Annotated in this window: 11 protein-coding genes; 6 read left to right on the top strand and 5 right to left on the bottom strand. The window is 35.8% G+C overall.

Annotation, left to right across the window (positions count from 1 at the left end; all coding sequences use genetic code 11):
• Positions 1–53 precede the first annotated feature (53 nt).
• The 6 genes from HYN56_RS25095 (at position 54) to HYN56_RS17000 (ending at position 2,978) form a co-directional block, all read left to right on the top strand.
• The gene (locus HYN56_RS25095; protein WP_167398329.1) at positions 54–221 is read left to right on the top strand and encodes a hypothetical protein; all 168 of its coding nucleotides are present in this window, start codon (positions 54–56) and stop codon (positions 219–221) included.
• A 35-nt stretch (positions 222–256) separates the two neighbouring features.
• On the top strand, positions 257–649 hold the full coding sequence (locus HYN56_RS17020; RefSeq protein ID WP_109193275.1) for an OB-fold protein: 393 nt from the start codon (positions 257–259) through the stop codon (positions 647–649).
• Between the two features lie 23 nt (positions 650–672).
• Entirely contained in the window at positions 673–1,515 is an 843-nt protein-coding gene (locus HYN56_RS17015; protein ID WP_109193274.1) for a DUF5777 family beta-barrel protein, read from the top strand.
• Between the two features lie 19 nt (positions 1,516–1,534).
• On the top strand, positions 1,535–1,906 hold the full coding sequence (locus HYN56_RS17010; RefSeq protein WP_109193273.1) for a hypothetical protein: 372 nt from the start codon (positions 1,535–1,537) through the stop codon (positions 1,904–1,906).
• Between the two features lie 5 nt (positions 1,907–1,911).
• The gene (locus HYN56_RS17005; RefSeq protein WP_240622573.1) at positions 1,912–2,466 is read left to right on the top strand and encodes a YceI family protein; all 555 of its coding nucleotides are present in this window, start codon (positions 1,912–1,914) and stop codon (positions 2,464–2,466) included.
• A 116-nt stretch (positions 2,467–2,582) separates the two neighbouring features.
• Complete coding sequence (locus HYN56_RS17000) at positions 2,583–2,978, top strand: hypothetical protein (RefSeq protein ID WP_109193271.1); 396 nt, start codon at positions 2,583–2,585, stop codon at positions 2,976–2,978.
• Positions 2,979–3,157: 179 nt separating this feature from the next.
• Here HYN56_RS17000 and HYN56_RS16995 read toward each other — a convergent pair whose 3' ends face one another.
• The 5 genes from HYN56_RS16995 to HYN56_RS16975 are packed head-to-tail and all read right to left on the bottom strand — an operon-like array spanning position 3,158 to position 11,892.
• The gene (locus tag HYN56_RS16995) at positions 3,158–4,063 is read right to left on the bottom strand and encodes a carbohydrate kinase family protein (protein WP_109193270.1); all 906 of its coding nucleotides are present in this window, start codon (positions 4,061–4,063) and stop codon (positions 3,158–3,160) included.
• A gap of 23 nt (positions 4,064–4,086) precedes the next feature.
• Entirely contained in the window at positions 4,087–5,643 is a 1,557-nt protein-coding gene (locus HYN56_RS16990; RefSeq protein ID WP_109193269.1) for a glycoside hydrolase family 32 protein, read from the bottom strand.
• A 21-nt stretch (positions 5,644–5,664) separates the two neighbouring features.
• The gene (locus HYN56_RS16985) at positions 5,665–7,062 is read right to left on the bottom strand and encodes a DUF4960 domain-containing protein (protein ID WP_109193268.1); all 1,398 of its coding nucleotides are present in this window, start codon (positions 7,060–7,062) and stop codon (positions 5,665–5,667) included.
• A gap of 19 nt (positions 7,063–7,081) precedes the next feature.
• Entirely contained in the window at positions 7,082–8,773 is a 1,692-nt protein-coding gene (locus tag HYN56_RS16980; protein ID WP_109193267.1) for a RagB/SusD family nutrient uptake outer membrane protein, read from the bottom strand.
• 14 nt (positions 8,774–8,787) lie between these two features.
• Positions 8,788–11,892 carry a SusC/RagA family TonB-linked outer membrane protein gene (locus HYN56_RS16975; protein WP_109193266.1) on the bottom strand — a complete coding sequence of 1,035 codons (3,105 nt, stop codon included), beginning with the start codon at positions 11,890–11,892 and terminating at the stop codon, positions 8,788–8,790.
• Between the last annotated feature and the right edge of the window lie 127 nt (positions 11,893–12,019).

Here is a 12,019-nt window from a genome sequence, read left to right as displayed (position 1 = left end):
GCTAAGGCTGTTTCACTATAGAATCATCATTTGATTTGAGATAGTTTTAAAGTATGAATACACAAGAAAATGCATCAGATAATAAGCGTCAGATCAGATTTACGTCAAAATACAAATCTGAAATAGTGCCCATTATGGATGCTCTTTACATTATAAACGGAAAATGGAGAATTCCAATAATCCTGACGTTTATGGAAAAGCTATTTAAAAAAAAGCGCTGAATGATTATCACATCAAAAAAAACTAAAAACAAAATATGAAAAGAAAAAAAATAACAATTGTAACTGCGGTATTACTGTTAATGGTTTCTGCCGGAATCTACTTTTATTATGGAATAGTATTTAAAGAAGCCCGAAATATAGCATCTGAAGCGCCAGATTTTAGCATAACGGCAAAAAAACTGTTTGAAGATTATAACGCAGATCCTAAAAAATCAGATTCAGTATACCTCAATAAAACTATTGAAATAACAGGTAAAGTTACCAAAGAAACCGACTCTGTAATTATACTTGAAAATACCATTTTCTGTCTTTTTAAAGAAAAACTGAAAGTCAAAATGATGAATAATAAAACTACCATTAAAGGCAAATGCATTGGTTATGACGAACTATTTATGGAAGTCAAAATAGACCAATGCACTGTTAAATAAACCAAACAAATAATAATTAATTTATGAAGAAAATTCTAGTTCCGTTCTGCCTGTTTTTAGTTACACTGGCTTATTCTCAAGATGATTTATTGAAGAGTCTTGATTCTACACAAACAGAAGAAAGCTATTCTACAGCTACTTTTAAAGCTTTACAGCTGGTAACCTTACAGACCACCAAAATGCCTGCTAAAAAAGAATTTTATTTTGTGGTTTCGCATCGTTTTGGCACTGTAAAAGATGGTTTTGACAGTTTTTTTGGACTTGACAATGCAACCACAAAACTTGGGGGAATTTATGGTGTTACAGATTGGTTAGCTGTCAGCCTTTCGAGACATACATTAAATAAAATGTATGAAACTGGATTGAAATATCGAGTAGCAAGACAAAATGATAATTTTCCGCTGGATATTGTTGGGTATAGCGTTGCGGATATCAATACTTTTTTAGAAAAAGACCAATATCCTGGTTTAGAATTTAAGCATCGCATGACGTATGTGCAGCAGGTTTTACTATCTAGAAAAATCAGTGAAAAATTCTCATTAGAGTTAGTCCCATCCTTCATACACAAAAATCTTTACAACCCTGATATCGAAAGAGATAATCAGTTTTCTTTTGGCGGTGGCGGGCGCTATAAAATCACGAAAAGGTTATCTGTCAATTTAGAATACATGCACAATTTTGACAAACCTGACTTTTATAAAAATCCGTTGTCTGTAGGTCTTGATGTAGAAACTGGCGGACACGTATTTCAATTAATTTTTACCAATTCACAATCTATGAGTGAGAGCGGATACCTTACTAATGCCTCTGGAGACTGGGGCAAAGGAGATTTCTTCTTTGGCTTTAACCTTTACAGAGTATTCTAACAATTAAAAACAATAAATCATGAAAAAAACAATCTTACTTACAATTTTATTGGCTGTATTTGCAAGCTGTAGTGATTCTGACACCTATGAGGATATCGAAACACCACCTACTACACCAACAAATCCAACAACTGCGGTTACCTACAATAAAGATGTAAAATCTATTATTGACGCCAACTGTGTAAGCTGCCACTCAAGCGGAAGGTCTGCAGCTTTTAGACCGCTGACTACTTTTGCTCAGGTAAAAGCTGCCGTAGAAAGTGCTGGTTTATTAGGGAGAATCCAGCTTCAAAGCGGCCAGCAGGGACTTATGCCTCAAGGCGGCAGAATGGCTCAGGCTAATATTGATCTAATTGTGAAATGGAACACCGATGGTCTAAAAGAAAATTAATTATTATGAAAAAATCATTCATAAATTTCTTTGCATTATTGCTCGTTATAATTGCAAACACTAGTGGATTTGCACAAAAACTAATTACAAAAACAGGGAATATAAAATTTCAAGCATCAATGCCTTCTTACGAAGAAGTCGCAGCCGAAAGTAAATCAGTATCAGCAGTTCTGGATCAGACAACGGGAGATTTTGCGAGTTTAGTTCTTATAAAAGGTTTTCGATTTAAAGTAGCTTTAATGGAGGAGCACTTTAATGAAAATTATATGGAATCTGAAAAATTTCCGAAAGCAACATTCAAAGGTAAAATAGAAGATTTTAATAGTTCTAAAATTACAAGTTCTCCTAAAAATTTCACACTAAAAGGAGATCTTACTATTCATGGAAAAACAAAAGCAGTCACAGTGATTGTAAAAATTTCAAAAGCTCCAAACGGTGTCACCGCTATTGGCACATTTGAAGCAAAACCAGAAGATTTTGATATTGAAATACCAAGTCTTGTGAGAAAGAAAATTGCTGACAAAATAAAGATTAATTACAATTTTTTATTAGCTAAATAATCCTATTTAAGTATCTGATTCATTCAGATTTAAAAGAGTTTTAAACATGACTAATGTTCTGGAGGCCGGTAAATTGATTACGCCGGTCTCTTTTTTAAACCTTAAATTATATTAAAATGATCTGTAAAAATTATGTTGTTACCGGAGAAGATGTAAATGATTATATGGTTATGGAAGATACCGCATATATCTCATATACTGTCAGATTGTTATACCAATTTTTGTTTTACAATGGTTTTTCCAAAGAAAAGCTTAATTATATGCATTTAGGTTTACAGGAAGGAAGTCATGAATTAATCATCTATAAAAACCTAATGTTTACAGAACATTTTTTAGTTGAAATGAAGCATTGTTACTTAGCGGATAAAATCAATATTAAAAGCTGTTTTTTTAACTCGAAAAACGAGTGTTGTGCAGAAGTAATAAAAGAAGTAAAATGGTTTGACCCAATCAGTAAAGAAGTTGTTAAAACACCTAAACAAATTCTTAGACATTTTTATCCGAAAAAATAAAATCCAACACATCTCCTACATGTATTTGCTTCCAAGTTTTATAATATCATGATAAAAGCCTAATATCTAAAAGATATCAGGCTTTACTTCAAAAAGCGAATATTTAAATTGCTGTTAACAAGGCCAATTGCAAAAATTTTGTTTTAACTAACTCATATTTCATTTAAATTTCATAAAAGTTAAATTTTCATTTTTAACATCATCTTTTCAATTCTGGAAAGTGAAATTTCGGGATTAGCACCAGGAGATTCAGCTACTAATGCACCTACTGCACAGGCAAAATCAATTGAATACTGAGGTTCTTTTCCACTTAACAATGAAGCTATCAAAGCCGCCAGAAATGAATCTCCAGCACCTACCGTGTCGGCAACCTCGACAGGATATCCCTCATTTTCATAAAGTCGGCCTTCCCACATTAGCAAGGCTCCGTGTTTGCCTCTCGTTACACACATTCCAGTTACTTTACTTCGTTCAGCTATAAAATTCATATTGTCCTCCAGACTTGTAAACGGCGAGGACATAGCAGCAGTAATTTCTAATAATTCCTCATCATTAAACTTTATAAAATCAGCTGATTGCATGAGGCGTTCCAGCATTTCATAAGAATAATGCGGTTTTCTTAAATTCACATCAAAAACCTTATAGACTTTTTTTTGCAGCATTTCTTCCAGTGAAAGCCTTGAAACGTCATCCCGGCAAACTAAACTGCCATAAATTAAAACATCCGCATTAGCAACTGAATTCCTCGCCAAATCATTCAATTCAATTTTATCCCATGCAGACGGGTAACTGATTTCATAACTTGCCGATCCGCGCTCATTTAAAGTTACGTTGACCAAACCAGTTGGAAAATCTTCAGAAACTACAATTGTATCCGTTTCAAGTCCCAGTTGTTTCACTTGCTCTTTTATTGCTCTCCCGTCTTCATCATTGCCTACACAGCTTATCATGGCCACTTCGCAACCCAGCGTTTTCATTCGCAGGGCAACATTCAATGGTGCTCCGCCAATCTTTTTTTCATTGGCAAAAACATCCCAAAGTACCTCTCCGTATGCCACCGACTTAAGGTTTTTTCCGTTATTCATTCTAAAATATTTTATTATTGTTCTTATTCAGGCTGGGTTATCTGAAGATTTGAGATTGTACTCGTTTGTCCTTCAGCAATTAAACCCCATTTGTTTTTGTCTCTTCCGTAAATACGGTTGGTGAGCGCTACTTTTCCGTTTATGTAAACTACGACAACACTTCCTTCAGCAATTATTTCAACATTGTATTTTGTATTGATTTGAAAAGCAAATGGCAAACGCGTTACTTCCTGTGAAGCCGAATTAAAACCGCTTATTTTTCCATTAGCAATATCCAAAACCACTTTATAATAACTTCCTGTATCATTGGTATGAAAAACAAATCCGGCTGTTCCGTTAGCTTTCGCTAAAGTGATTTCGGCTTTTATTTTAACTTTCTTTCCATTGCTTTTAAAAGTAACCATTGCTTTTTCTGTTTCTCCAGATAAAGAATAAGTTCCATTATTAGCTGTTGCATTTGCTGAAATGGCATCTACTTCTGCAGTAGCATTCTTTTTCGAAAATAAATCCTTAACCGATTTCGGTGATTGCGTTCCTAAAGTTCCATCTGAATTTTGAATCAATTCATGAATAACCATATTTCCAGCCCAATCCTTATTTCCTAAATCATTTTCAGGTGTTTTTCTGGCATTCCATCCAAAAACATATCTTTTATTTCCGTCAGAAGCTGTTTTTCCTGCATAAAAATATTCTCCGTCAATTCTGTCATTTTCCGGTTTTGTCCAAGGACCGTTTATTGATGATGAAATTCTGTAATGCGTTCCTTTGTTTCCGCTCCAATTCTCAGAAAAAATTAAATACCAATTGCTTCCCATTTTGAAAATATCCGCACATTCCATCATCAGATAATTATCTTCAGGAGTTGTGGTATAAATTGGAGCTTCAACATCCCATTTCCCTGATGCAGGGTCCGCGCTTGTAAAATGTAACAAAACAGCTTTTCTTCCTGGTTCTGTCTGTGTGCTTACTAACATTGAATATTTTTTCAATTCATCATTATAAAACACATGCGGATCTCTGAAATCATAGTTGTAATATCCCGCCGGAGCTGTAATTTTAAAAGACGGAACTTTTGTCCATTTCTTCAAATCACTACTGGTTGCAGACAATACACTTTCTCTCGCATTCGACTGAACAAAAGCCGGATTTTCATTGTGCCCTGTATAATAAAAGTAATAAAGATTACCCACTTTGACAACTGATCCTGTGCCAATAGCAAAATCAGGTTCTAAGGTTGTACCATACGAAATGGTTTGACCTTCATAAGTAAAATGTGCCAAATCTGTACTTTGATATTCATGAATATCATGAAATCCTTTTCCGGCAGGTTTATTCTGCGCATCATGCAGAAAGTAAATATGGAATTTTCCGTTATCGAAAAAAGGCATAATATCTCCTGTATAACCTGCACTGTAATAGGGATCAGTGGTGCCCATCCATTGTGCCGGCGGAACAGGGAAAACACTTGTAATTTCAGAATTCCCTCCTGAAATAGAACCTCCAATATAATTTTCATCCTGACTACACGAAACCAGCGAAAAGAAAACAGAGGCTATTGTGATTATATTTCTATATTTCATTTTAATTAAATTCAAGGTGATTTATTTTGCCGCTAGATAATTGATACTGTTTTGTGTCAGCAGTTTGATATTTGTAATAAACTCGTTTGCCTGACTTGGTACTCCGCTGCTATTGGTTTCATTGTACCAATCGTAAGCCCCCATAGAAATAACAATTACATTTTTATTTGTGCTTGTATTTGGAAATTCTGCAATGGTTACTCTTCCATTCAGTTCATTATCCCAGGCTTCACTTGCCAGATTAGTTCCTCCTGTTTGGTTTCTCCAGCCTTCTCCATTATTGTAGCCTCCCCATTCCGGTAAAAACCACCAAGCCGTATGATTTAATCTAAAAGTTCCGCTTTGCAATAAATTGGCTTTTCCGGCTTCAAAAGTGGTTAGGCCTTGGAAAATTGGATGACCTTCATGACCAACGAATGACATTCCCCACGAATTACCGTCTACAAATCCATTTGGAGGAAAATCTCCAAAAACATTATTCGGTCCTTTTCCTAACGGAACAATTCCTAAAGCATCAACATATTGCGAAGCAAATGAAGTCAAAAGTAAATTTCCGCCATTTGTTCTGAAATTTTTCAATGCGTTTGTAACCGCAGGATTATAAGCCACAGAAGGTAAATTTGCAGCCGAATCAAAGTGCCACCAAATCACATCGATATCACTTAAATCGGCACCGTTTTGTATACTTTCGAAAGAAATATATTTAGCTCCTGGGAAGTTATCAAACAACCAGTTTGAAGCCGTAACTTCATCCATATTTGTGATTCCGAATCTTGTAGCCGCAGTTCCTAAAAACGCCACAGTTAATCCTGTAACCGGAACTCCAACATTTGCTGTATAATTAACGCTTTTTCCGTTTGATGTTATTACAAAAGTAACTGCATTTGTAAAATCAACCGTTGCTCCTGAAGCTGGTGAAATGGTTACACCCGTTGTAACTTCAATTACGGGTTTAAGCGCTGTCAAATCTGTATTTTCAGGAAGCGTCATATTAATGGTTTTGCTAATGTCGTTTACAGTCGCTGCAACGCCATTAATTGTAAAACTCTTAATTGGGCTTAAAACGGTTGTGGTGACAGTATAATCTTTGTATAAATTACCATTAACCACTCTGAATTTTACCGGATTTGTAAAATTCATCGCCGAATTTAATTCTGGATTTGATGTTGCGCCATCGACAAAAACAACTTCCGGTTTTATGGCTGTTATGTCAGATCCGTAAGGCATTACAACAGTAATTTTTCCTGTTGCCTGATCAATGTTTCCTGAAACTCCATTTAATTTGAATGAAAGTACATTTGAAGGCGAACTCACATCTAATCCGCCAGTTTCAAAACTGTTTTCGCAGGCAGTAATCATAAAAATCATTGCCAATACTATAGACATTTTTGTCCAATATTTATTTAAAGCTTTTTTCATATTGCTGATTCTTTAAAGATTAATAACCTGGATTTTGTTTGTACAATCCCTGACTGAAATTAATTTGCTTCAACGGAATTGGGCAATACTCCTCTTTGTGCGCATCAAAAAAGGCATCCTGATAATACGTACGTTTTGTTTTTTCTTTAGCATAAAAATCATTCATAACCTGATCAGTAATTCCCCAACGGACAAGGTCGAAGAATCGGCTTCCTTCCATTGCCAATTCTAAACGACGTTCCCAACGCAACGCTTTACGGGCAAAATCTTGTGTCCAGTTACAATTGCTTCCATCCACATACGTATTGATTTTGAAGTTACTCACATACGGCAGTCTTCCCGTACTTTGCGCTGCTCTTTCTCTGATTTCATTAATTAATGGTAAAGCTTCAGATTGTCTTCCTAATTCAATCAAAGCTTCTGCACGCATCAAAATCACATCAGCATAACGAATCTGAATTCTATTTTTAGAATTTCCGTAAAACGGATCAATATTTACGACACAAGTGCAATTTGGAGCAACGTTTTCTTTTAATGAAGCAAAATAACCATACGTTCCCGGAGAACGAACCCAAGCTTCAACATATAAAAATTCAGGATCATATTTATAAGGCAAACCTGGCATCGCAACGGTATGATATAGTCTTGGATCAACTGTATTGGCATCAATATTTTTATAATCAAAATCTTCGTTGTTGTACGTGTCAAACTCAGGCAAACCATTTGCTCCTGTTTTAAAAGCATTCACCAAGTTTTGACTTGGTTTATGAAAATCGCAACAACCTAAACCTTGTGGCGTAGAAAGAACATCAGAAAAATTCAATCTTCCGTAAAGCGTTCCATCATTATCAGAAAACTGAATTGAGAAAATAGATTCTGCTCCGTTTTCGTAAGTTCCCGGCAGGAAGTTGTTTGCAAAATCAGGCTCCAAACTTGCTTTTCCAATTACGTTATCTGTTGCCACGATTACTTCCTGCAGATGCTGCTGGTTTATTCCTGTAACTTTGAATGTTTCATCCTGTGTGTACGCTTGGTACAATCTTGTTTTTGCCAAATAAGCATAAGCTGCTTTTTTAGTTGCACGCCCCACTTGTGGCTGTGTATCTGGCAAATTATCGGCTGCAGCCTGAAAATCTTCAGCAATTTTATTCCAAAGTTCTTCGTTTGAAAGTGCTTTGTTTGAAATCGTTTTATAATCCTCTACCGGAACATCTTCGGTAATATAAGGCACATTTCTAAACATGATTTTCAGCATAAAATAAAAATGTCCTCTTAAAAAACGCATTTCAGCCATACGTGTTTTCTTCAATGGATAATCGGCTTCTGAGATTTGTTCCAAAGCTTTCAACGCTTTATTGGCTCTTGAAACACCCACATAACTGATGTACCAGAAACTATCCAACTCTCCAAAATCAGGACGGATATTATTTGAAACTTCAAAAAAGTGAAAATCTTGGATATCATTTGTACCGCTTCCGCCTTTGTAGGCATCATCAGAACGAACATTTCCAAACGGCCATAAACTATACGGAGAATCGTAATGATCATTTCCTAATTGAGCGTAAGCAGCATTCATAAATCCTTCAACATTCTCAGGCGTTACAATATCTTTTTCTGACAAAACGCCACGCGGATCATTTTCTAAAAAATCGGAACAGGAAGCGAAGAAACCTATCGCTAAAAATCCTGCTATATATAATATTTTTTTCATTTTTAAATCTTTTATTATAAAGTAAAATTAAGACCTGCCGTAAAAGTTGTTGGCTGAGGATATCCAAAACCTGCATTTTCCGGATCAACTCCCGTAAAGTTTTTAGCATCAATAATCAATAAATTTTGACCGCTGATATAAAACCTGAAACTTTCCATGCTTAGTTTTTTCAGTAAATCTTTTGGCAGACTGTAGCCAAACTGTAAAACTCTCAGTTTTAGATAACTTCCGTTTTCTACATAATAAGTTGAAAATCTTGACTCCGCATTTCTGTCAACTGTTGTCAGTGCCGGAATAGTTGAATTTGGATTATCCAAAGACCAAGCATTCAGTAAACGAGTTCCTTTATTTGATCCTACGTCATCAACACTCCAAAAATCAGTCTGATATTTTGTGTTGTTAATCACATCAACGTCAGTTGCACCTTCCCAAAAAGTGGTAAAATCAAAGTTTTTATAAGACAAGTTTAAATTGATTCCGTACAACAATCCCGGATTAGGATTTCCAATCCACGTGCGGTCTTTATCCGTAATTGTTCCGTCGCCATTTAAGTCTTTGTAACGAATTCTTCCAAGTCCTTTTCCTTCCTGAATAGCTGAATTATCAACCTGATCCTGACTTGTAAATAATCCGTCAGTAACATATCCGTACATCGAATTAATTGGACGTCCTAAAATATTATCATCCAATCCGTCGCCTCCGTAGTTGTTTTTTACTTCATCCGGCAATTTTGTAATCTTATTTTTGTTTGCCGAAATGTTTCCAGAAATATCATATTTCAATCCAAATGAAGTTTCGTCGTGATAGCCTAAAGAAAATTCCCAACCTTTATTTTCCATAGATGCTCCGTTTACCCAACGATTTCCACCTTCTCCAATAACTCCTAAATAAGGTGGCAAAACCAAAATATCATCTGTTTTCTTGATATAATAATCTATAGATCCGCTTAATTTTTGTTTGAATAAACCAAAGTCCAAACCAATATTGGTTTGTGTAGTCGTTTCCCATTTCAAATCATCATTTCCTGATTGCGTTGCGATAAAACCAGACGGAAGTAATCCGTTTCCGTTTCCTGCAATATCGTAAGCTGTTCCGTAAGACGTTGCCCAAGTTGGACTTCCGCCTGCATAACTTGCTAGATAAAGCGAATAAACAGCCGTATTACTGATTTCCTGATTTCCGGTTTGTCCCCATCCTGCTCTTAATTTTAAGTCTGAAAAAACAGGAGCACTATTTTTAATGAAATTTTCATTGCTGATTCTCCATCCCGCTGAAACTGCCGGGAATGTTCCGAATTGATTGTTTTTTCCAAAACGAGAAGAACCATCACGACGAATTGTAGCCGAAACCAAATAACGATTATCAAACTCGTAATCTGCTTTTCCAAAATAAGAAAGCAAAGAATATACAGTCGAAGTTCCGCTTGTAAAAGATTCTCCCGTTCCTGCATCTGGATACATATAATCCGGCGTTTCGATCAAAAAGTCATTTTTACGTAATGTATTTGTATCGTAAGTGTCTTTATACATCTCCGTTCCCGCCATCAAATTCAGATTGCTTTTTCCAAAGTTTAAGCTATAAATTGCTGTATTCGTCCAAGTCCATTTGTCGCTGATCGATTGGTCGATTGTAACAGACGTTTGATCATTTTGCAGATAACCTGATTTATAGCTTCTTTGTAACGTGCGTTTTTTGTAAAAACCATAATCCATTCCGAAACTGGTTTTGATGTGCAGGTTTTTAATGATTTCCAAATCCGCGTAAGCGTTACCAAAAAGACGCAAATAATCGTAATTATTGTCTTTATTATATTCTAAGAGACGAACCGGATTTTGTCTGTCGTTCATTCCTCCAACCGGTCCTCCCCAGCCTATTCCGTCTACAGTATGCACCGGAATAATTGGCAAAGCTCTAAGTGCAGGATCTAAAACACCTGGATCTGTCACTTCGTTGGTACGGTTTAAACTGAAGTTTTCTCCGATAACTAATTTACCATCAAAATATTTATAAGAACTGTTCATTCTCGCAGAAATTCTTTCAAAATCAGTCGTTTTTACAACACCTTCATTTCCATAATAACCCAGAGAGAAAACATAATTTCCTTTGTCAGAAGCATTCGAAACAGACAAATCATAAGAATTGGCAACTCCGGTTTGAGAAATTGCATCGTACCAATCTGTATTTGATGCTTTTATGGTTTGTTCTGCATCTAAATATTCCGGAACTAAAACTTTATTCAATTGCGGTTTATTGTTATTAACCGACCAGTCAAACTGATAGCGTAAATTATTATTATTCGGATTTAAACCGTCGTTGATATTGGCCTGCCAAAGCGCCTGCCCAAATTGGTTTGCATTTAGTACATCTAGCTTTCTTGAATAATCAGAAAAGGAAGCATAGGTACTGAAATTGATTCTCATTTTACCTTCTTTTCCTTTTTTGGTTGTAATGATAATGACACCGTTTGAAGCTCGGGAACCGTAAATACTTGCCGAAGAAGCATCTTTCAAAACCTGAATCGTTTCTATATCATTAGGGTTTAATTCATGCATTCCGGATTTTGTCGGCATTCCGTCAATTACATAAAGCGGATCTGTATTGTTCAGCGTCCCCACGCCACGAATCACCACTTTTGTATTTCCTCCACTTGGCGAACCATCCGACGATACTTTTACTCCTGCAATTCTTCCTTGTAAAGCTTTGATCGGGTTTGGCTCTGGCTGTTTCATGACTTCCTTCATGTTTACAACGGCAACTGCGCCTGTGATATCTGTTTTCTTTTGTTTAGAGTATCCTGTTACAACAACTTCATTCAATTGATTGTTGTCGACTTTTAGTGTTATATTGATTGTTTTTTGCCCTTTAACTGAAATCGATTGCGGTGCATATCCTATAAAAGAAACTACAAGCACAGCATCTGGAGCAACATTCGGCAAGGAAAAATTTCCGTCAAAGTCAGTTACTGAACTGGTATTGGTTCCTGAAATAATTACTGTCGCTCCAGGAAGCGGCATTCCGTCATCAGACGAAAAGACCGTTCCTTTTATTCCGTTTTCCTGAGCCGTCATCATCAGCATCGGAAAGAAGAAAAATAGAAAATAAATAATCTTACTTTTCATAAATTAATGGTTTTGGTTATATTTAATTGGTTAATTACGTAGTTAGTATTTCGAATGCCAATTTTAAGTGGCCGATCTATTTCAGAATAAAGCATAAAAGGTCAGAAAGGAATAATCTTTCGAATGT

The organism is Flavobacterium crocinum (assembly GCF_003122385.1).
Lineage (GTDB): Bacteria > Bacteroidota > Bacteroidia > Flavobacteriales > Flavobacteriaceae > Flavobacterium > Flavobacterium crocinum.
This window is presented reverse-complemented; position numbering and strand designations above follow the sequence as displayed.

What these genes read in the sequence shown, in the direction of transcription:
- HYN56_RS25095 (WP_167398329.1), top strand. Translation starts at nt 54, where the DNA reads ATGAATACACAAGAAAATGCATCAGATAATAAGCGTCAGATCAGATTT.
- HYN56_RS17020 (WP_109193275.1), top strand. Translation starts at nt 257, where the DNA reads ATGAAAAGAAAAAAAATAACAATTGTAACTGCGGTATTACTGTTAATG.
- HYN56_RS17015 (WP_109193274.1), top strand. Translation starts at nt 673, where the DNA reads ATGAAGAAAATTCTAGTTCCGTTCTGCCTGTTTTTAGTTACACTGGCT.
- HYN56_RS17010 (WP_109193273.1), top strand. Translation starts at nt 1,535, where the DNA reads ATGAAAAAAACAATCTTACTTACAATTTTATTGGCTGTATTTGCAAGC.
- HYN56_RS17005 (WP_240622573.1), top strand. Translation starts at nt 1,912, where the DNA reads ATGAAAAAATCATTCATAAATTTCTTTGCATTATTGCTCGTTATAATT.
- HYN56_RS17000 (WP_109193271.1), top strand. Translation starts at nt 2,583, where the DNA reads ATGATCTGTAAAAATTATGTTGTTACCGGAGAAGATGTAAATGATTAT.
- HYN56_RS16995 (WP_109193270.1), bottom strand. Translation starts at nt 4,063, where the DNA reads ATGAATAACGGAAAAAACCTTAAGTCGGTGGCATACGGAGAGGTACTT.
- HYN56_RS16990 (WP_109193269.1), bottom strand. Translation starts at nt 5,643, where the DNA reads ATGAAATATAGAAATATAATCACAATAGCCTCTGTTTTCTTTTCGCTG.
- HYN56_RS16985 (WP_109193268.1), bottom strand. Translation starts at nt 7,062, where the DNA reads ATGAAAAAAGCTTTAAATAAATATTGGACAAAAATGTCTATAGTATTG.
- HYN56_RS16980 (WP_109193267.1), bottom strand. Translation starts at nt 8,773, where the DNA reads ATGAAAAAAATATTATATATAGCAGGATTTTTAGCGATAGGTTTCTTC.
- HYN56_RS16975 (WP_109193266.1), bottom strand. Translation starts at nt 11,892, where the DNA reads ATGAAAAGTAAGATTATTTATTTTCTATTTTTCTTCTTTCCGATGCTG.